This window comes from Agromyces sp. NPDC058126 (genome assembly GCF_042884595.1).
GTDB lineage: Bacteria > Actinomycetota > Actinomycetes > Actinomycetales > Microbacteriaceae > Agromyces.
This window is the reverse complement of record NZ_JBHVTS010000004.1, coordinates 22,916-45,042: the sequence shown is the minus strand read 5'-3', so window position 1 is coordinate 45,042 and position 22,127 is coordinate 22,916. Positions and strand designations below refer to the sequence as shown.

General features: G+C 72.1%; 23 protein-coding genes. 11 read left to right on the top strand and 12 right to left on the bottom strand.

All coding sequences use genetic code 11. The features are described from left to right. Positions 1-2: 2 nt before the first annotated feature. From ACFVTR_RS12820 to ACFVTR_RS12810, 3 genes are all read right to left on the bottom strand, one after another. A complete protein-coding gene (locus ACFVTR_RS12820; RefSeq protein WP_387038470.1) occupies positions 3-1,514 on the bottom strand; it encodes an amino acid permease in 1,512 nt (503 codons plus the stop codon). A gap of 227 nt (positions 1,515-1,741) precedes the next feature. Then, positions 1,742-1,996 carry a hypothetical protein gene (locus tag ACFVTR_RS12815; RefSeq protein WP_387037832.1) on the bottom strand — a complete coding sequence of 85 codons (255 nt, stop codon included), beginning with the start codon at positions 1,994-1,996 and terminating at the stop codon, positions 1,742-1,744. Between the two features lie 182 nt (positions 1,997-2,178). Next, on the bottom strand, positions 2,179-3,975 hold the full coding sequence (locus ACFVTR_RS12810) for a cation:proton antiporter (RefSeq protein ID WP_387037830.1): 1,797 nt from the start codon (positions 3,973-3,975) through the stop codon (positions 2,179-2,181). Between the two features lie 68 nt (positions 3,976-4,043). Here ACFVTR_RS12810 and ACFVTR_RS12805 point away from each other — a divergent pair, with 68 nt between their 5' ends. Next, on the top strand, positions 4,044-4,874 hold the full coding sequence (locus ACFVTR_RS12805) for a DNA/RNA non-specific endonuclease (RefSeq protein WP_387037828.1): 831 nt from the start codon (positions 4,044-4,046) through the stop codon (positions 4,872-4,874). A 39-nt stretch (positions 4,875-4,913) separates the two neighbouring features. Next, positions 4,914-5,840, top strand: a complete 927-nt coding sequence (locus tag ACFVTR_RS12800; protein ID WP_387037826.1) for an NAD(P)-dependent oxidoreductase — start codon at positions 4,914-4,916, stop codon at positions 5,838-5,840. Between the two features lie 6 nt (positions 5,841-5,846). Here the strand turns inward: ACFVTR_RS12800 and ACFVTR_RS12795 are convergent, their stop codons facing one another. The 3 genes from ACFVTR_RS12795 to ACFVTR_RS12785 all read right to left on the bottom strand — a co-directional run bounded on the left by ACFVTR_RS12795 (position 5,847) and on the right by ACFVTR_RS12785 (position 7,771). Then, positions 5,847-6,344: a MarR family winged helix-turn-helix transcriptional regulator gene (locus ACFVTR_RS12795; RefSeq protein WP_387037825.1), complete on the bottom strand. Its 498-nt coding sequence runs from the start codon at positions 6,342-6,344 to the stop codon at positions 5,847-5,849. Positions 6,345-6,434: 90 nt separating this feature from the next. After that, positions 6,435-7,076, bottom strand: coding sequence for a DedA family protein (locus ACFVTR_RS12790; RefSeq protein WP_387037823.1), 642 nt, complete (start codon positions 7,074-7,076; stop codon positions 6,435-6,437). Between the two features lie 71 nt (positions 7,077-7,147). Beyond that, positions 7,148-7,771, bottom strand: a complete 624-nt coding sequence (locus ACFVTR_RS12785; RefSeq protein ID WP_387037822.1) for a GIY-YIG nuclease family protein — start codon at positions 7,769-7,771, stop codon at positions 7,148-7,150. A gap of 126 nt (positions 7,772-7,897) precedes the next feature. Between ACFVTR_RS12785 and ACFVTR_RS12780 the strand changes: the two genes are divergently transcribed. The 4 genes from ACFVTR_RS12780 (at position 7,898) to ACFVTR_RS12765 (ending at position 10,801) form a co-directional block, all read left to right on the top strand. Next, positions 7,898-8,566, top strand: coding sequence for a hypothetical protein (locus ACFVTR_RS12780; RefSeq protein ID WP_376942554.1), 669 nt, complete (start codon positions 7,898-7,900; stop codon positions 8,564-8,566). Between the two features lie 98 nt (positions 8,567-8,664). Continuing rightward, positions 8,665-9,474 (top strand): CPBP family intramembrane glutamic endopeptidase, encoded by an 810-nt coding sequence (locus ACFVTR_RS12775; RefSeq protein ID WP_387037820.1) that lies wholly within the window; start codon positions 8,665-8,667, stop codon positions 9,472-9,474. Between the two features lie 5 nt (positions 9,475-9,479). After that, on the top strand, positions 9,480-10,091 hold the full coding sequence (locus ACFVTR_RS12770) for a DUF1349 domain-containing protein (RefSeq protein WP_387037819.1): 612 nt from the start codon (positions 9,480-9,482) through the stop codon (positions 10,089-10,091). Positions 10,092-10,126: 35 nt separating this feature from the next. Then, positions 10,127-10,801 (top strand): Pr6Pr family membrane protein, encoded by a 675-nt coding sequence (locus ACFVTR_RS12765; protein ID WP_387037817.1) that lies wholly within the window; start codon positions 10,127-10,129, stop codon positions 10,799-10,801. Positions 10,802-10,907: 106 nt separating this feature from the next. Here ACFVTR_RS12765 and ACFVTR_RS12760 read toward each other — a convergent pair whose 3' ends face one another. Beyond that, complete coding sequence (locus tag ACFVTR_RS12760) at positions 10,908-12,227, bottom strand: FAD-binding oxidoreductase (protein WP_387037815.1); 1,320 nt, start codon at positions 12,225-12,227, stop codon at positions 10,908-10,910. A 123-nt stretch (positions 12,228-12,350) separates the two neighbouring features. On the opposite strand from ACFVTR_RS12760, the gene ACFVTR_RS12755 reads away from it, so the two are divergent. Further along, positions 12,351-12,959: a dihydrofolate reductase family protein gene (locus ACFVTR_RS12755; protein ID WP_387037814.1), complete on the top strand. Its 609-nt coding sequence runs from the start codon at positions 12,351-12,353 to the stop codon at positions 12,957-12,959. A 26-nt stretch (positions 12,960-12,985) separates the two neighbouring features. Here ACFVTR_RS12755 and ACFVTR_RS12750 read toward each other — a convergent pair whose 3' ends face one another. Further along, on the bottom strand, positions 12,986-15,136 hold the full coding sequence (locus ACFVTR_RS12750; RefSeq protein ID WP_387037811.1) for a S9 family peptidase: 2,151 nt from the start codon (positions 15,134-15,136) through the stop codon (positions 12,986-12,988). Positions 15,137-15,296: 160 nt separating this feature from the next. On the opposite strand from ACFVTR_RS12750, the gene efeU reads away from it, so the two are divergent. Genes efeU through efeB form a run of 3 tightly spaced genes read left to right on the top strand, consistent with a single transcriptional unit; the run spans position 15,297 to position 18,719 of the window. Further along, positions 15,297-16,166 carry an iron uptake transporter permease EfeU gene (efeU, locus tag ACFVTR_RS12745; RefSeq protein ID WP_387037809.1) on the top strand — a complete coding sequence of 290 codons (870 nt, stop codon included), beginning with the start codon at positions 15,297-15,299 and terminating at the stop codon, positions 16,164-16,166. 35 nt (positions 16,167-16,201) lie between these two features. Further along, positions 16,202-17,407, top strand: a complete 1,206-nt coding sequence (gene efeO, locus ACFVTR_RS12740; protein ID WP_387037807.1) for an iron uptake system protein EfeO — start codon at positions 16,202-16,204, stop codon at positions 17,405-17,407. A 1-nt stretch (position 17,408) separates the two neighbouring features. Next, complete coding sequence (gene efeB, locus ACFVTR_RS12735; RefSeq protein ID WP_387037806.1) at positions 17,409-18,719, top strand: iron uptake transporter deferrochelatase/peroxidase subunit; 1,311 nt, start codon at positions 17,409-17,411, stop codon at positions 18,717-18,719. A 10-nt stretch (positions 18,720-18,729) separates the two neighbouring features. Here the strand turns inward: efeB and ACFVTR_RS12730 are convergent, their stop codons facing one another. Continuing rightward, on the bottom strand, positions 18,730-19,113 hold the full coding sequence (locus ACFVTR_RS12730) for a hypothetical protein (protein ID WP_387037804.1): 384 nt from the start codon (positions 19,111-19,113) through the stop codon (positions 18,730-18,732). Between the two features lie 168 nt (positions 19,114-19,281). Between ACFVTR_RS12730 and ACFVTR_RS12725 the strand changes: the two genes are divergently transcribed. Beyond that, positions 19,282-19,569 (top strand): WXG100 family type VII secretion target, encoded by a 288-nt coding sequence (locus tag ACFVTR_RS12725; RefSeq protein ID WP_157423389.1) that lies wholly within the window; start codon positions 19,282-19,284, stop codon positions 19,567-19,569. 71 nt (positions 19,570-19,640) lie between these two features. Here the strand turns inward: ACFVTR_RS12725 and ACFVTR_RS12720 are convergent, their stop codons facing one another. From ACFVTR_RS12720 to ACFVTR_RS12710, 3 genes are read right to left on the bottom strand one after another with little or no spacing between them, the layout of a single operon-like run. Further along, complete coding sequence (locus ACFVTR_RS12720; RefSeq protein ID WP_387037802.1) at positions 19,641-20,036, bottom strand: hypothetical protein; 396 nt, start codon at positions 20,034-20,036, stop codon at positions 19,641-19,643. A 17-nt stretch (positions 20,037-20,053) separates the two neighbouring features. Continuing rightward, positions 20,054-20,515: a LysM peptidoglycan-binding domain-containing protein gene (locus tag ACFVTR_RS12715; protein WP_387037800.1), complete on the bottom strand. Its 462-nt coding sequence runs from the start codon at positions 20,513-20,515 to the stop codon at positions 20,054-20,056. Positions 20,516-20,564: 49 nt separating this feature from the next. Then, positions 20,565-22,103, bottom strand: a complete 1,539-nt coding sequence (locus tag ACFVTR_RS12710; RefSeq protein ID WP_387037798.1) for a PLP-dependent aminotransferase family protein — start codon at positions 22,101-22,103, stop codon at positions 20,565-20,567. Between the last annotated feature and the right edge of the window lie 24 nt (positions 22,104-22,127).

Here is a 22,127-nt window from a genome sequence, read left to right as displayed (position 1 = left end):
GCTTACTCGTCGTCCTTCCGGCGACCGAAGCGCGGCGGGTTGTCGACCGCGGGCCGTTCTGCGACCACCGGGAACGCTCCGGTGTGCCCCTCGCGCTCCTTCGCCGCGGCGGCGATGCGACCGCGGAACGCGAACCACCCGATGATGAGCAGCGGGATGAGCCCCAGGCTGCAGAGCAGCACCCAGCGACCCGTCTCCGAGAACGCCATGGTGACGATCACGAACGCGAGGAAGGCGAGCGTGAGGTATCCCGTGTAGGGAGCACCCCACAGGCGGAACGCGGGCCGCTCGATGCGTCCCTGCTTCGCCCATCTCGCGAGCTGCATCTGGCAGAGGATGATCGTCGCCCAACCGCCGATGATGCCGATCGCGGCGACCTCGAGCACGATCTCGAAGGCCTGCGACGGCACGATCGCGTTGAGCCCGACGCCGAGCAGCGTGATGACCGCGGTGAGGAGGATGCCGCCGTACGGCACGCCGTTGCCGCTCATCCGCTCGGTGAAGCGCGGCGCCGAGCCGTTGACCGCCATCGACCGCAGGATGCGTCCGGTCGAGTAGAGGCCGGCGTTGAGCGACGAGAGCGCGGCCGTCAGCACCACGAAGTTCATGATCGACGCGGAGACCGCGGCCGCGTCCTCGGATCCGAGGTGCGAGAAGAACGTCACGAACGGCGACTCGCCCGCCTCGTAGACCGTGTACGGCAGCAGCAGCGAGAGCAGCAAGATCGAGCCGAGGTAGAACACCGCGATGCGGAACACGACCGTGTTGACCGCCTTCGGCATGACCTTGCGCGGCTCGGCCGTCTCGCCGGCCGCGGTGCCGACGAGCTCGATCGCGGCGTAGGCGAACACGACGCCCGAGATCGCGAGGATGGGCGCGACCGCCCCCATGGGGAACCAGCCGCCGTTGTCGGCGATGACGGAGAATCCGGTCGGGCCGACGTCGGTCTGCCCGCCGAACACGATGAACACGACGCCGATGATGAGGAATGCGACGAGCGCCGCGACCTTGATGAGCGCGAACCAGAACTCCATCTCGCCGAACATCTTCACCGAGACGAGGTTCAGCGACAGCACCACGATGAGCGCCACGAGGGCGATCACCCACTGCGGGATCTCCTGCAGGGGCGGCCAGTACTGGGCCCAGAACTTCACGTACAGGGCCGCGGCCGTGACATCCACGATGGAGGTGAACGCCCAGTTGAGGAAGTACAGCCACCCCGCGGTGTACGCCATCTTCTCGCCGTAGAACTCGCGCGCGTACGAGACGAACGAACCCGAGCTCGGCCGGTGCAGCACGAGCTCGCCGAGCGCCCTCAGGATGAGGAACGCGAAGAAGCCGCAGACCGCGTAGACGATGAGCAGCGACGGTCCTGAGCTGTTCAGCCGCCCGCCCGCACCCATGAACAGGCCGGTGCCGATCGCGCCGCCGATGGCGATCATCTGGATCTGCCTGGGCTTCAGCGTCTTGTGATAGCCGTGCTCCTCGTTCGAGAAGTCCTGCACGGCGAGCATCTCGTCGCCGACACGCTCCCGGTAGTTCTCGAAGTCGTCGGCCGGGTCGTGCTCCGGGATGTGGTCGGGCGTCTGCTGCGTCGTCATCGTGCTCCCCCTCCACCAGGGTGGTCACGGTGACGGGAACGTCACGTGCGCGACCTCCGGCTTGGTCACACGATACGCGCGCGAGGGTTTCGTGCGCGAGGGTTTCGCGCGGATGCCGCGGGGTGCTCTGCGGCTGCGCGTCAGGCCGCGCGCCGCATCCGGGACCCGGTGGCCGGCACGAAGGTGAACCGGGCGCGATGCTGCGCCGAGCGGCGCGGGCGCAGCCGCTCGGCCCGGCGCAGGGGGAGCGCCGCTGAGATGAGCGCCTCGTCGAACGCGTCGGCGACGCGGGTCTCGGAGTTCGGCCGCAGGTGGCTGCCCTCGCGCGGGCAGGCGCAGGCCAGGCGGGTCTCCTCGCCGAGCGGTCCGTACACGAACTCCAAGTGGTGGGCCATGGCGCTTTCCCCTTCCTGACGGCAGAACTGATGGCTCTACCTGAGAGATGCGCGCGGGCGCCGATCATGACGCGGGTTGAGAAGACCTTGCTCCGCACAGTTCAGGACGAGACGGGCGATGGCCCCGGTGGAGGGGGTGACGACGCGCTCATCCTGAGAAGTGCGGACGATCGCCGCGCCGTTCAGGGGCCGTCGAGCCCCTTGAGCTCGACGCTGATCTGCTCGGCGTCGAGGTCCTCGAGGGCGGCGCTCAGCGCGGCGGCGCTGAAGCGGCCCTCGTCGCGGGCGTCGAGGAGGGCGGCGCGCTCGGCCTCGATCATGCGCAGGCGCAGGCGGCGCACCTGCTCGGGGTCGACACGGCGAGGGGATGCCGCAGGCGCGGGTGACTCGCCAGCGTCGGGTGCCTCGCCGACGCCGGATGTCTCGCCGACCCCGGCGGCCGCGGCATCCTGCTCGTCCGTGGCATCCGTCTCGCCGGCGCCCTCGTCGTTGGAGACCTGCCAGGCCGCGCGCATGCGCTCCGCGATCGTGCGGAGCTCGGGGTCGTCGGAGCCGGCCAGCTCGTCCATCGCCGCGGTCCGCAGCAGCTCGCGGAGCTCGCGCCGCTCGGCGGCGCCGGCGCCCGGGTCGCGGGCGGGCACGATCGCGCGCACGAGCCACGGCAGCGTGCCGCCCTGCACGAGCAGCGACGCGACCGCGACGAGGAAGGCGATGAACACGAGCAGCGAGCGGTTCGGGGTGTCGGCCGGCAGGGTCTGCGCCGCGACCAGGGTCACGACGCCGCGCATGCCCGCCCACACGATGATCGTGCCGTCGCGCCAGTCGAGCGACTCGTCCACGAAGTAGTCGATGTCGGCCACCCGTCGCCGCAGCATCGAACGAAAGCGCGCCGTCCTGGCGTGGTCGGGCTCGCGGCCCTCGCGCAGCGCGAACATGGCCGTGTCGGTGGGGAGGGACTGCAGCCGCTCCTTCACCCGGGCGCCGCGCTGCGCCCGCCGCCCGAGCGCCCCGATCAGCGGGGCGACGTACGCGGCTCGGATCAAGATCGCGGCGACGAGCGCGATCGCCGCGATGCCGGCCGCGTTCCAGGCGCCCGCGTGCGCCGACTCGACGTCGTCGATGAGCGCCGTCACCTCGAGCCCCATCACGAGGAACACCGTGCCCTCGAGCACGAGTTCGACCGTGCGCCAGTTCTGCACGTCGGAGAGGCGATGCTGCGGACTCAGGTACTTCGCCGCTCCGCGCCCCGTGACGAGGCCCGCGACGACCGCGGCGACGAGTCCGGAGGCGCCGAGGTGCTCGGCCGGGATCGACGCGAGGAACGGCATCGTGAAGGAGATCACGGTGTTCACAGTCGGGTTGGAGACGCGGGCACGCACCCGGAGGTTCACCCAGCCCACGGCGAAGCCGATCAGCGCAGCGACGACGACCGAGTAGACGAAGGTGCCGGCGACCCCCCAGATCGAGACGGATGCCGCGGCTGCGGCGATCGCGGAGCGCAGCAGCACTAGGGCGGTGGCGTCGTTGAGCAGGCTCTCGCCCTCGAGCATCGCGACGACGCGGGGCGAGACGCCCAGACGCTTCACGATCGACGTGGCGACCGCGTCGGTCGGGCTCACGATGGCGCCGAGGGCGATGCCGATCGCCAGGTCGACGCCCGGGATGAGCCAGGTGAACAGGAACCCGAGCAGCACCGAGCTGAGCACGACCAGCACGACCGAGAGGCCCCCGATCGTGCTGAAGTCCCGGCGGAACTCCATCGCCGGCATCGACACCGCCGCCGAGTACAGCAGCGGCGGCAGCACGCCCGCGATGATCCACTCGGGGTCGACCTCGATCGGCGGCACCGAGGGCAGGAAGCTCACCCCGAGGCCCACGAGGACGAGCAGCAGCGGTGCCGCGACGCCGAGCTTCGGCCCGATCGCGGTCGCGGCGGCGATCGCGAGCAGTGCGAGCACCCCGGCCAGCAGCAGGTCCATTCGCCTATTCTGGCCCCCTCCGTGCCGGCGTCGGCACCGGCGTCGGCGGTGTGTGGTGTGCTGGGCCCATGGGTTTCGACGCGCAGTTCCTGGGAGTGACGGCACCGATGCCGCGGCCGAAGCCCGGCCCCGAGGCATCCGAATGCGTCGATCTCGCGTACGTGCACTTCTCGGTCGTGCTCGACCCGGTGCGGCGATTCGCCCGGGTCACCGGCGTCAACGTCGACGGCGCCGCCCTGCTCGATCTCGCCGGCGGCGGCGACGCGTGGCGACTCGACGACCGGGTGCCGGCCGACTGGCAGGCCGGCCCTGCCGTCTACGCGGCCAACGACCTCGATCGGGGCCATCTCGTGCGCCGTCGCGATCCGGTCTGGGGCGAGCCGGCCGTCGCCGCGCGGGCGAACGCCGACACCTTCCACTACACGAACGCCGCCCCGCAGGCCGCCGGGTTCAACCAGTCGAAGGAGCTCTGGCTCGGCCTCGAAGACCACGTGCTGGCCTACGCCGAGGCGACGGCGCAGCGGCTCAGCGTCTTCACCGCCCCCGTGCTCGGCGCCGACGACCCCGGGTACCGCGGCATCCGGGTGCCGCTGCAGTTCTGGAAGGTGGTGGCATGGAACGCGGGCGCCGCGCTCGCCGCGACCGCGTTCGTGCTCGACCAGTCTCCGCTCGTCGACACGAGCGAGGTGCGCCCGCCCGAACCCGGCGCCGTGCCGCCGCTCGGTCCGTTCCGCACCTTCCAGGTGCCGGTCTCGGCCGTCGCCGAGCTCGCGGGGCTCGACATGCCCGAGCTCGTGGCCGCCGACATCCTGCCGCCGACGGTCGCGGCGGCCGGCTGGCGGCGGCTCGACGCGACCACCGGGGTGCTGCTGCCGACCCGCGCGTCCGGCGTATCGTGAGGGCGGACAGCACTTCACGTCGACGAGGTCGGGAGGGCGATGACGATGGCGAGCATCGCGTGGATCGGACTGGGGCACATGGGCGCCCCGATGGCGGCGCGGCTCGTGGCCGCGGGCCACGAGGTGCACGGGGTCGACCCCGTGCCCGAGGCGCGCGCTGCGGCGGCGGCGCGCGGCATCCGCGTGGCCGGTTCGATCGCCGAGGCGGTCGACGGCGCCGACGCCGTCTTCACGAGCCTGCCGCGCAGCGAGCACGTGCGCGAGGTCTACGGCGGCGAAGGGGGCGTCTGGGCGACGGCCCCGACGAGCGCGCTGCTGCTCGACACCTCGACGGTGGATGTCACGACCTCGGCGTTCTGCCACGAGGCCTCGGCCGCACGCGGGTTCGGTTTCGTCGACTCGCCGGTCTCCGGGGGCATCGCCGGCGCCGAGGCGGGCACGCTCACGTTCATGCTCGGCGGCGGTGCCGACGAGGTGGCGCGCGCCCAGGCGCTCGTCGAGCCGATGGCGGGGCACGTGTTCGACCTCGGCGGACCGACGCTCGGCATCGCCGCGAAGCTCGCGAACAACCTCATGCTCTTCGTGTCGCTGCTCGGCGTCTCCGAGGGGGCCGCGCTCGCCGGGTCGCTCGGTCTCGACCCGAAGAAGTTCTTCGAGGTCGCCTCGGTCTCGTCGGGGGAGTCGTGGCCGCTCCGCACCTGGTATCCCGCGCCCGGGGTCGTCGCGACGAGCCCGGCCGACCGCAACTTCGACGCGACATTCGCGACGACGCTCGCCCAGAAGGACCTCGCGTTCGCCGTCGACGCGGGCACGGCCGCCGAGCTTCCGATGCCGGCGGCGCGCATCGCGCTCGAGCAGTTCGACCGGCTCATCGACGAGGGCTACGGCGGAAAGGACTGCAGCCTCATCGCGAAGTTCGCCACGGCCGACGGAGGGGTTCCCGGGTTCGACGCGACCTCGGGGTGAGCGTGCTCAGCCGTGCTGCACGGCCGCGATCACCTCGGTGAGCCGGTCGCGCAGGGCCCCGAGCTCGGCGAGGTCCATGCCGAGGCGGTCGACGACCTGCGGCGGGATCGACAGCGCCTGCTCGCGGAGCGCCCGGCCCGTCTCGGTGAGGGCGACGTCGAGGGCGCGCTCGTCGCGCGCGTTGCGCTCGCGGGTGAGGTAGCCCTGCGCCTCGAGGCGTTTGAGCAACGGCGAGAGGGTCGCCGGTTCGAGCTGCAGGGCTTCGCCGAGGTCGCGCACGGTGCGCGGGCTGCGCTGCCAGAGCGCGAGCATGACGAGGTACTGCGGGTGGGTGAGCCCGAGGGGTTCGAGGATCGGCCGGTAGATGCCGATCACGCCGCGGGCGGCGACCGCCAGCGCGAAGCAGACCTGGTTCTCGAGGGCGAGCAGGTCGGGGGCGTCGTCGACGGGCGGGGCGGATGCCTCGGGGCCCGCGAGTGCTGCGGGAGCTGCGTGCGCGGTCATGGGGCTCCAGTCGGCGTGGTGGCTATCGTTAGTGCCCTAACGATTATGCCATGCAGCGGACCGGGCGTCGAGGATTCGACCGACCCCCGGTCAGGACGCCAGCCGGCGGCGAGCCGCTTGCCGCAGCCGAACGACGAGGAACGTGCCGACGGCCGCCACCGCCACGACGATCACGAGCAACTGGAACGTGTCGGCGTACTGCTCGACCACGTGCCAGTTCTCGCCGAGCAGGAACCCGGCGAGGACGAAGATCGTGTTCCAGATCGCGCTGCCCGCGGTCGTGAGAAGGGTGAAGCGCAGCAGCGGCATCCGCTCGATGCCCGCGGGGATGGAGATGAGGCTGCGGAACAGCGGGATCATGCGGCCGAAGAACACGGCCTTGCTGCCGTGCCGCTCGAACCAGGCTTCCGCACGGTCGACGTCCGACACCTTCACGAGCGGCATGCGGTCGACGATACGGAGCAGCCGGTCGCGGCCGAGCCACGCGCCGAGCCCGTAGAGCGCGAGCGCGCCGACCACCGAGCCGAGCGTCGTCCAGAGCAGCACCTCGACCAGGCCGAAACTGCCGCGGCTCGCCGTGAACCCGGCCATCGGCAGGATGAGCTCGCTCGGCAGCGGCGGGAACAGGTTCTCGGCCGCGATCGCGAGACCGGCCCCGGGGGCGCCGAGCCATTCCATGAGCGAGACCGCCCACTGCGCGACGGCATTCAGGTTCTCGGTCTCGGCTTGCATGCATTCGACGCTACGAGAGCGCGGCTGGGAACTCGGTGCGGGCGTTGCGCCGTGGACGGCGGTTCAGCGGTTCAGGCCGATGACGGCCGCGCCAGTCGGCGACTCACCCAGCGGGCGTACTGCGACCACGGGTCGTCCACCCCGGCCGAGAGCTCCGCGATGTGCTCGAGCAGCGCCTCATGCACCTCGAACCACTCGGTGCCCGCGCCGCGGAAGGCGGCGAACTGCTCGTGCCGGGCGCGTTCGAGCAGACGCCCGCCCTGCTCGAACGCGAGCACCTCCTCGTGCGGCAGGCTCGCGATGCGGCGCCGCGGGTTCGCCGAGGTGCCGATCTTCACCTGGTCGCGATAGCGCAGGTAGTAGACGACCTCGACGGGGTCGTCGTCGAGCGTGCGATCGGGCAGCTCGCCGTAGCGCCACTCGCACTCGGCGCAGATCCAGCCGCTCGGGTAGCGCACGCCGACCCGCGAACCGCACGCCTGGCACGGGCCGGGCAGCAGGTCGGTCGCTCCGACCTCGCGTTCGACCCATTCGTGGGCGACGAGCAGGTGCCCGGCGCAGAGCGGCACGGGCGCGCCCGGCTGCGCCGGGTTCGGGCAGGCGCGGCCGTCGTCGTCGACGAGTCCGCAGCGTCGCCCGTCGCCCGCCGCGTCGCCCGCCCCGCTGCTCCGTCCGCCATCCGTCGCGCCCGCCATTCCGGCAGGCTACGCCCGACCGACGACACCCGCGACGGTCGGCCCGGGCGTCGCGTCGGTCGCCCGCGATAGGCTCGTTCTCCGACGTCGATCGGCGTCGGACATCGACGTTCACGGGGTGTGGCCATGCCGTTCTGGCGCAGGAAGCGGGCGAAGCGGTTCAAGCCGTTCGACCGCAGCGCCCTGCCCGAAGTCACCCCGCCGACCTTCGACGAGATGCTCGCCGAAGGCCTCCTCGTCGCCGAGGCAGCCGGCCGCATGGCCCTCCGCAACCGCTTCGTCATGCACGCACTGCGCGGCGACGAACCGTTCGACAACGAGCGCGCCGCGGCCGCCGCGCGCGAGGTGCTCTACGAGCTCGTGCAGGAGGCCGACGAGGTCGCCGAGCGCACCGCCGAAGACCGCGCTGCCGCCGCACGCCGCGAGGGCCGCGCATCGAACGAGCACGATTACCGGCGGGCGGATGCCGCGAACCTCCGTCGGCGCGAGCAGGTCTACGCCGCGGTGGCCAAAGAGCTGTGGACCCGGCGCAGCGACCCCGAGTATCTCGCCGCCCTGGCCGAACGGGCCCGCTCGGAGGCGTGGGACGACGTCGCCGGGGCGATCGACGCGCGCCTCGCCCGCGAGTGGGGCGGCGGCTGGCCCGAGATCGAGGTCGACGAGGAGTACGAGGCCGAGCGCGAGACGCGGCTGGCCGGCCTGCTGCTCGACCTCGACGACGAACTGCGCGCGGCCGAGCGTGAACGTGAGCGGCGCGCTGAGGAGAACGACCCGTTCCGGGGGTTCGTGGGCTGAGCCGCGGGGGAGCAGCGCGGCATCCTGCGCAGTGAACCGCTCCCATCCCAACGCGCCCGGGGCTGCCATGATGGCTTCATCGACGACCGGGGGGCCGTATGACGAGCGTGGGGTTCAGCGAGCCGGGGCGCATCCGCCCGCTCACCGACCGCGATCGCTTCGGCCGCGTGATCGAGCGGCCCGACGGCGCCGACTTCCCCTTCTACGACGGCGTGCCGATCGAGCTCGCGGTCTGGCGCTGGGTGGTCGTCTGGGCCGCGTGCGTCGCCGGATACCTCGTGCTGACCTTCTTCCCCCAGCCCGGCAACCTCGTCGCGATCGTGCCGCGCACGCTCTTCGTCGCGATTCCGCTCGCCGCGCTCGCACTCGTCGCCGGCCGCCACTGGACGGCGCTGTTCCGCCGGGTGGGCCGGCGCGATCTGCTCGCGATGGCCTACTTCGCCCTGCTGAACATCGTCATCACGTTCACGGTCGGCGCGATCGTCTCGATGCTGTTCCCGGTGCACCCGAACACGACCATCGCGGCCGCCGGCGAGGCCGGGAGCCTCGATGCTGTCGCCCTCTACATCGGCAGCGGAATCCAGCTCGTCGGCGAGGAGGTGTTCACCCTGCTGCCGTTCCTCGCGGTGCTGCACCTGCTCTTCGCGAAAGCCCGTCTCTCGCGGAAGGCGGCGGTGCTGCTGGCGTGGGCCGCCTCCGCGTTGTGGTTCGGGGCGGCGCACCTGCCGACCTATGACTGGAACGTCGCCCAGGCGTTCCTCGTCATCGGCTCGGCGCGCATCGCGTTCACGCTCGCGTTCATCCGCACGAAGAACCTGTGGGTCGCGGCCGGGGCGCACATCCTCAACGACTGGGTGCTGCTCACGGTGGCGGTGGCCGGGCTCGCCGGGGCTTCCGCGCTAACGTGATCCGCATGTCTGCGCGCGCGATGGAGTGGAACGACGGCCGATGGACCCGAGAGCCCGACTTGGCGCGGCCCGATGGCGACGCCCTCGTCGTCACCGCTGCCGAGGGCAGCGACTACTGGCGCACCACCCACTACGGCTTCGTGCACGATGACGGTCACGGGCTGCTCGCCGACTGGCCGGCCGGCAGCGCCGTGGAGGTGAGCTTCGACTGCTCGACCCTCACCGGGCTCTACGACCAGGCCGGCATCCTCCTCTTCGCGGGCGAGGAGCTGTGGGTGAAGGCCGGCCTCGAGGTCTCCGACGGGGTGCTGCATCTCGGCGCGGTCGTCACGAACGGCGTCAGCGACTGGTCGATGGCGCCGGTGCCCGAATGGGCCGGCGAGGTCGTCACCATTCGCGCGAGCCGGGGCGGCGTGGCCGGCGACGCGATCACCGTGCGGGCCCGCACCGCGACGAGCGCGTGGCGCACCCTTCGCGTGGCCCCGTTCACCGCCGGAGCGGCGCAGGCGGGGCCGATGATCTGCGCGCCGTTGCGGGCCGACCTCAGCGTGCGATTCACCCGGTGGGTGCTCACCGACGGCGACGTCGACCTGCACGAGGATCCGCCCCTCGGCTGAGGTGCCGGGCTGCTCCGCTCACTAGGCTGGCCGGCATGACTCCCCGTCGGCTGGCCCCCGAGGCGGCACGGGTGATCGCCTGGGCGAGACTCGCGGCAGGGGTGGGATGCCTCGCGGTGCTCTCGTACGCGTACGGTCTGCGCATCGCGGCAGGCGATGGGAGTCCCGTCGACTTCTTCGGGTACTTCACCAACCAGACCAGCCTGCTCACGAGCCTCGTGCTCGTCGGCACGGGCGCCGTCGTGCTCGCCGGTCGTTCGGCGCCGAGGTGGCTCTCGACGGTGCGCGGCATCGCGGTCGCGTGCCTCGTCGTCGTCGCGCTCGTCTACAACGTGCTCGTGCCCGGCACCGGGTCGGCGCCGCCGTGGGTGAGCGCCCTGCTGCACCTCGTGTTCCCGATCGCCGTCGCGCTCGACTGGGTGCTCGTCGCCGACCGACCGGCACTGGCTTGGCGGCGGCTCTGGCTCGTGCTGCCCTACCCGATCGCCTGGCTCGCCGTCGTGCTGGTGCGCGGCGTCACCGACGGGTGGGTGCCGTACGGATTCCTGCTGCCCGAGCGGGGGCTGTCGTCGCTCGTCGCCCATATCGTCGGGCTGCTCGGCGCACTGCTGGTCGCGGGTGCGCTCGTCTGGGCGGCCAGCCGGCTGACGGTGTTCGTGATCGCAACCGCCCGCGAGCCCGTGCCCGAGTGTGCTGCCGCGCCCGGCTGAACGTCTCGACCCGGGGATGGCCCCGACGATCCCGCCGCCGCGGTGCGAACGCAGCGGCGGGATCGTGGGTGCGGGCCGCCCCGGCCTGGGTTTCAGCCGAGCGGGCTCAGCCGGCGGGCGTGATGTTGTGGTTGCGCCGGAACGAGTTGCCCGGATCGACCTCGGCCTTCACACGCCGCAGCCGTTCGAGCGTCGCCGGCGGGTACATCGATGCCGTGATCTCAGGGCTGCGGTTCGCCTCGAAGCCGCCATAGGGGCCGGTCGTGAATGCGAGCGCCACGTCGCTGCCGGCCTTCACCGCTGCGACGAGTTCGGGCTCGGCGTCGGCCGGCAGCACGCCGTTGACGACGACCAGGGCTTCGGCGTCGCGGTGGGCGATCGCGGTCGCATCGGCCTCGACGCGCGAGTACGCGCCGCCGAGTGCACGCAGCAGCACCATGGTCGGCATGTCGCGTGCGTACGCGGCCGCGACCGCCTCGAGCAGCTCGTCGGTGACCTCGGGTGCGAAGCCGTTGCCGCCGACGAACTGGAACGGCGGCCGGCCGGGCGGGGCGTCCTCGAGCAGGTCGCCGTAGGAGATCGGCGCGAGGTCGACCTTCGTGACCGACGGGAGGGCGAGCAGCGGTGCGAGCAGCTCGCGCAGCTCGGCCTCGGTACCGTGGAGGGCGATTCCCACCTGCGGGCCGCCGGGCATCTCGGGCCCCATCGGCGGCATGAGCATGATCGACGAGTTCAGCTCGTCGCCGCCTGAACGCATGACCTCGCGCCACGCGCGCAGCACGGTCGGCACGTCGGAGCGGTCGAAGTGGATCGACCCGCCCGCGAGTCCTTCGACGGGGCTCGCCTGCACGGTGAAGCGCGTGACGACGCCGAAGTTGCCGCCGCCGCCGCGGATCGCCCAGAACAGCTCGGGGTGCGACTCGGCGTTCACGGTGAGCACCTCGCCCGCCGCGGTCACGAGCTCGACCTCACGCAGCGCGTCGATGGTGAGGCCGTGGGTGCGCACGAGCCAGCCGATCCCGCCGCCGAGCAGCAGCCCGCCGACGCCCACCTGGCGGGTGTCGCCGGAGCTGATGCCGAGGCCGCGCGGCGCGAGTGCGGCCGCGACGTCGCCCCAGTGGGCGGCGGGGCCGAGGGTGACGAGGCCGGCGTCGTCGACCTCGATCGTGTCGAACTCGGCCAGGTCGATGACGAGCCCGTCGTCGACGGGGAGAAGGCCGTGACCGCCGCTGCGGACCGCGATCGAGAGGCCGTCGGCGGCGGCCCGCGCCACCGCGGTCGCGACCTCGTCGACGGTGTGCGGCCGCACCACGGCCTCGGGCTCGCCGGCCCCCGCGAAGACGGTGCGGCCGGTGTCGTATTCGGATGCGCCGGGACCGAAGGCCCGGCCTGGGAGTTGCTCGCTCAGTTCGGTGAGAAGAGACATTTCGTCAGTCTCGCAGCGGCCCGTGACATCCGGAACAGTGCTCGCTCAGCGCGGAATCGATGCGCGCGTATGGGGCACCGCTGGCCGTGGCGAGTGTCGGCGCCTCGGCGTAGGGTGCACCGCATGACGTTCGACGACGGCCTCGTCACGGCCAACCTCTCCCTCTCGCTCGACGGCTTCGTCGCGGGCCCGAACCAGACGCTCGACGACCCGCTCGGCGAGGGCGGCATGGCGGTGCACCGGTGGATGTTCGAGCAGCCCGACGAGGCGCAGCCGATCGTCGAGCAGATCCTCGCGCCGCGCGCCTACATCATGGGCCGCAACATGTTCGGGCCGATCAGGGGCGAATGGCCGGATGAGTCGTGGAAGGGCTGGTGGGGTGACGAACCGCCGTACCACGGGCCTGTCTTCGTGCTGACGCACCATGGCCGCGAGCCCATCGAGATGGAGGGCGGCACGACGTTCCACTTCGTGACGACCGGCATCCACGACGCCCTGGCGCAGGCGCGCGCCGCCGTCGGCGAGACGAGCCGCATCTCGGTCGCGGGCGGCGCGAGCACCGTGCGGCAGTACCTCGCCGCCGGCCTCATCGACCGCATCATCGTGAGCGTCTCGCCGATCACCCTCGGCGCGGGCGAGCGCCTGTTCGAGGGCCTCGACCTCGAGCTGACGCCGATCGACGTGCTGCAGACCGACCTCGTGACGCACATCACCTACGACGTCCCGCGCTGAGACGTCGTTCGGCAGCCCGGCCGGGGCTACTCCCCGCTCGGGTGCGCGCCCGCCGCGTCGATGACCCACGCGTACGAGAACGCACGCTCGCGCCACGCCGCGTACCGCCCCGAGACGCCGCCGTGGCCGGCCGCCATCTCGATCTTGAGCAGCGCGTCGGCGCCGACCTCGCGGAGCCGCGCCACCCACTTGGCGGGCTCGACGTAGAGCACTCGCGTGTCGTTGAGCGAGGTCACGGCGAGGATCGGCGGGTAGTGGCGACCGCCGTGGGCGCCGTCGTGCACGTTCTCGAGGGGCGAGTACGACTTCATGTACGAGTAGACCTCCTCGTCGTCGAGCGGGTTGCCCCACTCGTCCCACTCGATGACCGTGAGCGGCAGCGACGGGTCGAGGATCGAGGTCAGCGGGTCGACGAACGGCACCTCGGCGAGGAAGCCCGAGAAGTACTTCGGCGCGAGGTTCGCCACCGCGCCGATGAGGAGCCCGCCGGCGCTGCCGCCCTGCGCGACGAGCCGGTCGGGCGCCGTGACGTCCTCGTCGATCAGGTGGCGCGCGGCCGCCGCGAAGTCGGTGAAGGTGTTGCGCTTCTCGAGCTTCTTGCCGTGCTCGTACCAGAGCCGCCCCATCTCGCCGCCGCCGCGCACGTGGGCGACCGCGAACACCATGCCGCGGTCGAGCAGCGACAGCCGGGGGATACCGAAGCCCGGGTCGATCGAGTGCTCGTAGGCGCCGTACCCGTAGAGCAGGGTCGGCGCGGGCACGCCGAGGTCGACGAGGTCGTGCCGGTAGACGAGGGAGATCGGGATGCGCGTACCGTCGTCGGCGGTCGCCCACTCGCGGCGCTGCGCGTAGCGGGTGGGGTCGTAGTCGCCGAGCACGGCCTGGCGCTTGCGCAGCTTGCGCTCGCCCGTCGCGACGACGAGGTCGAGCACGGTCGAGGGGGTCACGAAGCTCGTGTAGCCGAGTCGCAGCGTGGGCTGCGTCCAGTCGGGATTGCCGCCGAGGCCGACCGAGAAGAGCTCCTCGTCGAAGGTGAGCTCGTGCAGGGTGTCGTCGACGGTCGCGCCGGCCGGCAGCCCGTTCGCGGGCACCTTCGCGACGGCGACCCGCGGCAGTCCGTCGCGGCGGTACTCGAGCGCCACGAAGTCGCGGAACCCGTCGACGCCCTCGATGCGCACCTCGGGGTTGTGCGGCAGCAGCATGCGCCGCGGCCCCTGCGGGTCGTCGGCCGCGACGGAGACGAGCTCGAAGTTCACCGCCCCGTCGTTGTGGGTGATGAGCAGCCGGTCCTTGCCGCCCGCGACGACGTGCTCGACGTCGTACTCGACGCCGTCCTTGCGCGGCCAGACCACCTCGAACGAACCGGTCGGGTCGGAGGCATCCAGCAGCCGGGTCTCGCTCGTGATGTTCGAGCCCGCCTCGATGACGAGGTACTTGCGGCTGCGGGTGAGCCCGACGCCGAGCCAGAATCGCTCGTCGGGTTCGCTGAAGATCGCGACGTCGGCGGATGACTCGGTGCCGACCTCGTGCCGCCAGATGGTGTCGGGGCGCCACGCCTCGTCGACCGTCGCGTAGAAGAGGTAGCGGCCGCTCGGGTCGAAGACGGCCCCCGCCGCGGTGCCCTCGATCACGTCGGAGTACTCGCGGCCCGAGTCGTCCAGCGATCGCAGCCGGATCGTGTACCGCTCGTCGCCCTCGACGTCGACGGCGTAGAGCAGCGTGCGCCCGTCGGCCGTGAGGTCGAAGCTGCCGAGCGCGTAGAACTCGTGTCCCTCGGCCTCGACGTTGTCGTCGAGGAGGATCTGCTCGCCGGGCAGCGGCGAGCCCGAGTCGTCGGTGACGGGCGGCTCCCAGTCGTCGGGGCCGTTCGCGGGCACCCGGCAGTGGATGCCGTACTGCTGCCCCTCGACGGTGCGGCTGTAGTACCACCAGTCGCCCTCGCGGGCGGGCACCGAGAGGTCGGTCTCCTTGGTGCGGTGCTTGATCTCGTCGAAGATCTGCTCCTGCAGGATCGCGAGGTGCTCCGTCCGCGCCTTGGTGAAGGCGTTCTCCTCGTGGAGGTGGGCGAGCACCTCGGGATCATCCTTGTCGCGCAGCCATTCGTAGTCGTCGACCACGACGTCGCCGTGGTGCTCGCGTTCGATCGGTCGCTTCTTCGGCACGGGAGGAGTCAGCACCTTCTCAACGCTACGTGCTCACCCGCGTTTCGGGAACGGTTCGGCGTTCGGAACGGTTCGGCGTCGCGACCGAGCCGGGAGGAAGGAACCTGAAATATGCTCCGCGGCTGGGTTAGGTTAGCCTTAGCTCAACCCCACCTCATTTCCACCCGGGAGACGCGTGCTCGCCAACTACCTGATCGGCCTCCGCGAGGGCCTCGAAGCAGGGCTCATCGTCGGCATCCTGATCGCGTACCTCGGCAAGATCGGGCGCCGCGACCTGTACGGCCGCCTCTGGGCCGGCATCGCGCTCGCCGTGGCCGTCTCGCTCGGGGTCGGCGCCCTCCTCACGTGGGGGCCGTACGCGCTCACCTTCCAGGCGCAGGAGATCCTCGGGGGAGTGCTCTCGCTCATCGCGGTCGCGATGGTCACCTGGATGATCTTCTGGATGGGCACCCACGGCGCCGGCCTCTCGAAGGAGCTGCGCAGCCAGGTCGACGCCGCCGTCGATCGCTCGTGGTTCGCCATCGTGCTGCTCGGCGCACTCAGCGTCGGCCGCGAGGGCATCGAGACCGCCCTCTTCGTGTGGGCGAACGTCTCGGGCGGCAGCGACCCCGTGCTCGGCACGCTCGGCGCGCTCCTCGGCATCCTCACCGCCGTCGCCGTCTCGTGGGGCATCTCCAAGGGTCTCGTGCGCATCAACCTCTCGGTGTTCTTCACCTGGACGGGACTCTTCCTCATCCTCGTCGCCGCAGGCGTGCTCTCGTACGGCATCGGCGACCTGCAGGAGGCCTCGGTCATCCCCGGGTGGGGCACCCACGCGTACAGCCTCACCGGCATCGTGCCCCCCGGCGGCCCGATCGACACCGTGCTCGGCGGCATCTTCAACTTCACCCCCGAGCCCACGTGGGCGCAGGTGATCGGCTGGGTCGTCTACGTCGCCGTCACCACCACCCTCTACCTGCGGATGCTCCGGCGCCGCTCCCGTCCGTCCACCGCCCCCGCCGCGGTGCCGAGCGTCGCCTCGACGGCGACCACGTCCGCCCACTGACCACACGCACCATCGACCACGACCCAGGAGTCCACATGACCCGTCGTGCCCTCGCGGCCTCAGCTGCCGCGACCGCACTCGCGCTCGCCCTCACCGGCTGCGTGGCCAAGTCCGACCTCGCCTCGGCGATCGGCGTCGACATCACCGACGACGGCTGCGCCGTCGCCGTCGACACCGCGAGCGCCGGCGCCGTGACCTTCGCACTCGCGAACAACGGCAGCGACGTCAACGAGTTCGAGATCCTCGCCGAGGACCAGCTGCGCATCGTCGGCGAGAAGGAGAACGTGACGCCGGGCCAGGAGGTCGACTTCACCGCGCAGCTCGAACCGGGCACGTACTACACGGCGTGCAAGTTCCAGCAGGTCGGGGCGCCCGTCGGGCTCGCCGAGTTCACGGTCACCGGCGAGGCATCCGCCGTCTCGGCCGACGAGCAGGAGCTCGCCGACCAGGCCGTCACCGAGTACCTCGCCTACGTTCGCTCGCAGGCCTCCGAGCTGCTGCCGCTCGTCGAGGAGTTCGCGGCGGCGTACGCCGCCGGCGACGACGAGACCGCCCGCTCGCTGTTCGCCGCGACGCGCGTGCCCTACGAGCGCATCGAGCCGACCGCCGAGGCCTTCGGCGACCTCGACCCGAAGATCGACTTCCGCGAGGTCGACGCCGTCGCCGACGGCCTCGAGTGGACCGGCTTCCACCGCATCGAGAAGGACCTGTGGCCGCCGGCGGCGGGCGCACTCAACTCCGACGGCCAGGACGCGCTGCAGGGCTGGGCACCGTCGACCCACGAGGAGCGGCAGGCGTACGCCGACGGCCTCGTCGCGGATGTCACCCAGCTCCACGAGCTCGTCACCGCCGATGACTTCGCGGTCACCCTCGACGCGATCTCGAACGGCGCGATCGCGCTGCTCGACGAGGTCGCCGCCGGCAAGATCACCGGCGAGGAGGACTGGTGGTCGGGCACCGACCTCTCCGACTTCGCTGCGAACGTGCAGGGCGCCGGTGTCGCATTCGGCGCGGTGCGCGCGCTCGCCGAGTCGAAGGGCGACGAGGGCGCCGAGCTCGCGGCGACCATCGACGAGGAGTTCGCCGCCCTCGAGGCCGAGCTCGCGAAGTACGGCTCGCTCGACGCGGGCTTCGTGGACTACGGCGAACTCACCGACGCCGACAAGAAGGCGCTCAGCGATCGGGTGAACGCCCTCGCCGAGCCGCTCTCGCAGCTCACCGCGACGGTGCTCGGAGCCTGACGTGACCGGATCCGACCCGCAGGGGACCCGTGACGGCGACGCCGAGCCCGGCGTCAGCCGCCGCGGGCTCCTCGGCGCCGGCGCGGCCGGTGCCGCGGTCGGCTTCGCGGGCGGCGCGGCGGCCGTGGGCGTCGCGGTGTCGACCGGCGAGGCCCACGCCTCGGGCTCGAGGTCCGGGGCGTCCTCGTACCCGTACTTCGGTGCGCACCAGGCGGGCATCGTGACGCCGGCGCAGGACCGCCTGCACTTCGCCGCCTTCGACCTGAGCGACGCGCTCGACCGGGAGGGCCTCATCGAGCTGCTCACCGAGTGGACCGCGGCGGCTTCACGCCTCACGCAGGGCCTCGAGGTCGCCGAGGGCGGCGCGGTCGGCGGCTCCGACTACGCGCCGCCGGTCGACACCGGCGAGGCGCTCGGCCTGCCGGCCGCGGGGCTCACGATCACCTTCGGCTTCGGGCCCGGCCTGTTCGAGGATGCCTCGGGCGGCGACCGCTTCGGAATCGCCGACCGCCGCCCCGCCGCGCTCGAGCCGTTGCCGCGCTTCCAGGGCGACGCCCTCGTGCCCGAGCGGAGCGGCGGCGACCTCTGCATCCAGGCGTGCGCCGACGACCCGCAGGTGGCAGTGCACGCGATCCGCAACCTCAGCCGCATCGCGTTCGGTCGGGCGACGCTGCGCTGGTCGCAGCTCGGCTTCGGTCGCACCTCGTCGACCTCGACCTCGCAGGCGACGCCGCGCAACCTCTTCGGCTTCAAGGACGGCACGGCGAACGTCAAGGCCGAGGAGACGGGCGAGGTCGACGAGCAGGTCTGGGTCGGCGACGGCGACGAGCCGGCGTGGCTCGCCGGCGGCTCGTACCTCGTCGCCCGGCGCATCCGCATGATCATCGAGAACTGGGACCGCGTGCAGCTCGGCGAGCAGGAGATGCTCGTCGGCCGCTCGAAGGGCGAGGGCGCCCCGCTCTCGGGCGGCACGGAGTTCACCGAGCCCGACTTCGAGGCGACCGGGGCCGCCGATGCGCCCCTCATCGACGCGAACGCGCACGTGCGCCTCGCGCACTCCTCGAACAACAAGGGCGCGCGGATGCTGCGTCGCGGCTACAACTTCGTCGACGGCAACGACGAGCTCGGCCGCCTCGACGCGGGGCTGTTCTTCCTGTCGTTCCAGCGGTCGCCGCAGCAGTTCATCGACGTGCAGACCTCGCTCGCGACCGACGGGCTCAACGAGTACCTGAAGCACGTCGGCTCGGCGATCTTCGCAGTGCCGGGCGGAATCGCCGAGGGCGAGTTCGTCGGTCAGCGGCTGTTCGACTGACCCGCGTCGTTCAGTACTCGACGAGCTCCCACCGGTCGCCCGAGACGTGACGGAGCTGGCCGAGTTCGCCGCGCTGCCCGTCGAGCACACCGACGAACTCGAGCACCGGCCGGTCACCCGACCGCTCGCCGCCCGTCGTGATCTCGGTCTCGGTGTAGCCGAACCCGCCGAGTGCGCTGCGTTGCGCCTCGGCGTCCCAGGCCTGCGAGAGCCCCCAGGTCAGGAGCGCGCCGGCGATGACGCCGCCGACGGCGACGAACACGCCGAGCTCGATCACGCGGGACCGCTTGCGGCGGACGCCGAGGATGATCACGACGGCGCCGGCGATGAGCACGAGCAGCGGGAACACCAGCGGCCACGGGTTCCACGGCGCGATGGTGACGACCTCGGGCATCCCGGCCTCCTCGCCGCTCCGCTGCCCCGAACGCCGGGGTCGCTCCGACGATAGCGGCACCGCGCGCCGGATGGGGAGTGCTGCCCATTCTCCGGATTTCGGGCTGCCGTTAGTCTCATGGAGGTCGCCCGATCGGGTGGCGGAGGATTCTGATGGATGGGGTTGATGATGGCTGATTTCAAGGCGTCGTACGGTGAGATGGAGTCGATGGCCGGTCGTCTCGACTCGGGCCGTGAGGAGATCGGCGACGTGCTGCGTCGTCTGAAGGACGATGTGGACCGTCTCCTCGGTGACGACTTCAAGACGCAGCACGCGTCGGGCAAGTTCGGTGAGGGCTACACGGAGCTGACGACCGGTCTGGAGAAGGCGATCGAGGGCATCTCCGACATGGGCGAGTCGCTGCGCAAGATGATGCAGGCGATCAAGGACACCGACCAGGCACTCGCCGGCAACTAGTCCTTCGGCGGGGAGGGCAGCCTCCCCGCCGCCGCCCGCGGCGGTCCGACCAGCCGCCGGAGGCAGCCCGATCAGTCGTCGGCTTCGATCTCGGCGATCTCCCACTGCGCATCGCCTTGGTGCCGAAGCACGCCGCGCACGCGGTCGCCGTCGCGCTCGGCTTGGAATGCGACGACGGCGGGCTCACCCGGGCCGACGATCTGCTCGGCCGAGAAGGTCGGCGAGACGTAGCCGACCGCGATGAGCGCCTTCGCGCGCTCGCCCTGATCCCAGGAGCCCGGCATCACGCCGAACATCGCGGCGAAGGCCACGATGGCGATCAGGAAGACCCCGGATCCGAGCTCCCGGACGGGCTTCGATCGCCGCCGGGTGCCGAGGCTCGAGACGACGACTCCGGCCACGGCGATCACGATGGGGATCGCGAGCGGCCATGGGTTCCACGGTGCGATGGTGACGATCTCGTTCACAGCAGGATGCCTCGAACTCAGCCCGTCTTCGTCCAGTCCAGGTTGATGACGTTGCCGATGTAGACGGTCTCACCGTAATCATGCACCTGCGGGTTCATGCGCAGCAACTGCTGCTGCGGGAGATCGAAGCGCTGCGCGATATCGAAGAAGCTGTCGCCCGCGACGACGGTGTAGCTGACGGGCATGCCGCTGTCGTCGAGCACGGGGGTGCCGTTCGCGCCGTCGCGTGCCCCGAGGTCGCTCGCCGGTCCGGGTTCGACGACCGGAGCGGCGGCGTTCGGCACGGGCTCGGGAGCCGGGGCCGGCTCGGCAGCGGGCGGAGGCGTCGTCGAAGGAGCCGGCGGGGGCGTCGGGGTGACGGTCACGGTCGCCGTGACGGTGACGGTCGGCGCGACCGGGGTCTCGGCCGCGGTGCAGCCGCTCAGGAGCGCGCTGAGTGACACGGCGCCGATCACGGCAGCCGGAGCGAATCGCCGCATCGGCGCCTCCGATCGTAGGGTGGCGCGCGCGGCGCCGATCGGCCCCACCCTAGCCCTCGCGCAGGGCGGGGTCGAGGGTGTCGACCAGCGCTGCGCGGATGCGTGCGAGCCCTTCGCCCAGTTGGGCGTCCCCGACGCCGGCGTATCCGAAGACGATTCCGCCCGGCCGCTCGGCGGGGACGGCGGAGTAATCGGCGAGCGGCGCCACGCCGACGCCCTCCTCGGCAAGGCGGGCGACGATCGCCGCGGAGGCCTCGGCGTCGGCCAGCTCGACGACCGCGTGCAACCCGCCGTCGAGTCCGCTGAGCGGTGCGCCGGGCAGCTCACCGAGGGCGGCCTGCACCATGCGGCGCCGGTGGGCGTAGTCGCGTCGGGTGGCGGCGATGTGGCGGCGCAGCGCCCCTGACGCGAGGAACGCGCGCATGGCGTCCTGGGCGGGACCGGGCGCGGGGCACGGCTCGTCGGCACGAATGCGGAGGACGGCGGCGCGCAGCGCCGGGTCGCCCGGCAGCACGAGGTACCCGAGGCGCAGCCAGGGGGTGAGCACCTTCGAGAAGCTGCCGACGAGCACGGTGCGCTCGGCGCTGCGCTCGGTGCTGCGCCCATCGCCGCTGCTCGTCGCGCCGAGCCGGTCGAGCGACGCGAGCGCGGGCAGCGGCGCCCCGAGGTGGCGGAACTCGCTGTCGTAGTCGTCTTCGATGATGAGCGCCCCGGTCGCGCGCGCCCAGTCGATGAGTTCGAGCCGGGATGCCACGGGCAGCCGCCCGCCGAGCGGGTACTGGTGGCTCGGGGTGACCATGACGGCCTGCGGCGGGCGGGGCATCCGTCGCAGCGCGTCGAAGTCGAGGCCGTCGGCGTCGACCGGCAACGGGGCGATCACGAGTCCCCGCCGTTCGAGCAGGCGCCGGGCAGAGGGGTAGCCGGGGTGCTCGACGGCGACGACGGGCGGTGCGCCGCCCGGTGCGCCGTCGCGCGCGAGTTCGAGGAGTGCGGCGCCGAGCAGGCCCAGTGCATCGCTCGTGCCCGCGGTGACGACGACGTCGTCGCTGGTGCAGGCGACCCCGCGCGCCTGGCGGAGATGGTCGGCGATCTCCGCGCGCAGTCCGGCGAGGCCCGCGCGCGGCGGCGACACCCGGGGGATCGGTGCCGCGGCGGCCTGTCGCCAGGCCGAGCGCCAGGCGCGTTCGTCGATGCGCGCGGTCGACGGGCTGCCGGGCAGCAGGTCGATGCGGTGGTGGGCGCGTTCGTCGTCGTGCGCGGCGTCGGGCGATGCGGTCCGGTCGCTCGGCCGCGCGACCGTCATCGGCTCGGACGGTGGCGCGGATGCCTCGGGCTCGACGACGAGCTGGGCGACCCGGGTCGGCGCGCCCTGGCGCAGTTCGAGGTAGCCCTCGCCGGCGAGCTGCTCGTACGCGGCGACGACCGAACTGCGCGAGATGCCGAGCTCGGCGGCGAGCGACCGCGTGGAGGGGACCGGGTCGCCGGGTTCGAGGAGACCGCCGAGGATGCCCCGGCGGATCCCGTCGACGAGTTGGACCCCGAGCGGCAGGCCCTCGCGGCGGTCGAGCACGAGCAGGGGGCCGTCCACGGCTGCTCCTCACTGGACTGGTCG

Coding starts and splice junctions, on each gene's coding strand:
- ACFVTR_RS12805 (WP_387037828.1), top strand. CDS start 4,044: ATGGGTTTCGACGCGCAGTTCCTGGGAGTGACGGCACCGATGCCGCGG.
- ACFVTR_RS12815 (WP_387037832.1), bottom strand. CDS start 1,996: ATGGCCCACCACTTGGAGTTCGTGTACGGACCGCTCGGCGAGGAGACC.
- ACFVTR_RS12785 (WP_387037822.1), bottom strand. CDS start 7,771: ATGGCGGGCGCGACGGATGGCGGACGGAGCAGCGGGGCGGGCGACGCG.
- ACFVTR_RS12725 (WP_157423389.1), top strand. CDS start 19,282: ATGGCTGATTTCAAGGCGTCGTACGGTGAGATGGAGTCGATGGCCGGT.
- ACFVTR_RS12755 (WP_387037814.1), top strand. CDS start 12,351: ATGACGTTCGACGACGGCCTCGTCACGGCCAACCTCTCCCTCTCGCTC.
- efeO (WP_387037807.1), top strand. CDS start 16,202: ATGACCCGTCGTGCCCTCGCGGCCTCAGCTGCCGCGACCGCACTCGCG.
- ACFVTR_RS12795 (WP_387037825.1), bottom strand. CDS start 6,344: ATGACCGCGCACGCAGCTCCCGCAGCACTCGCGGGCCCCGAGGCATCC.
- ACFVTR_RS12775 (WP_387037820.1), top strand. CDS start 8,665: ATGACGAGCGTGGGGTTCAGCGAGCCGGGGCGCATCCGCCCGCTCACC.
- ACFVTR_RS12790 (WP_387037823.1), bottom strand. CDS start 7,076: ATGCAAGCCGAGACCGAGAACCTGAATGCCGTCGCGCAGTGGGCGGTC.
- ACFVTR_RS12765 (WP_387037817.1), top strand. CDS start 10,127: ATGACTCCCCGTCGGCTGGCCCCCGAGGCGGCACGGGTGATCGCCTGG.
- ACFVTR_RS12820 (WP_387038470.1), bottom strand. CDS start 1,514: ATGCTCGCCGTGCAGGACTTCTCGAACGAGGAGCACGGCTATCACAAG.
- ACFVTR_RS12800 (WP_387037826.1), top strand. CDS start 4,914: ATGACGATGGCGAGCATCGCGTGGATCGGACTGGGGCACATGGGCGCC.
- ACFVTR_RS12770 (WP_387037819.1), top strand. CDS start 9,480: ATGTCTGCGCGCGCGATGGAGTGGAACGACGGCCGATGGACCCGAGAG.
- ACFVTR_RS12760 (WP_387037815.1), bottom strand. CDS start 12,227: ATGTCTCTTCTCACCGAACTGAGCGAGCAACTCCCAGGCCGGGCCTTC.
- ACFVTR_RS12730 (WP_387037804.1), bottom strand. CDS start 19,113: ATGCCCGAGGTCGTCACCATCGCGCCGTGGAACCCGTGGCCGCTGGTG.
- ACFVTR_RS12780 (WP_376942554.1), top strand. CDS start 7,898: ATGCCGTTCTGGCGCAGGAAGCGGGCGAAGCGGTTCAAGCCGTTCGAC.
- ACFVTR_RS12715 (WP_387037800.1), bottom strand. CDS start 20,515: ATGCGGCGATTCGCTCCGGCTGCCGTGATCGGCGCCGTGTCACTCAGC.
- ACFVTR_RS12810 (WP_387037830.1), bottom strand. CDS start 3,975: ATGGACCTGCTGCTGGCCGGGGTGCTCGCACTGCTCGCGATCGCCGCC.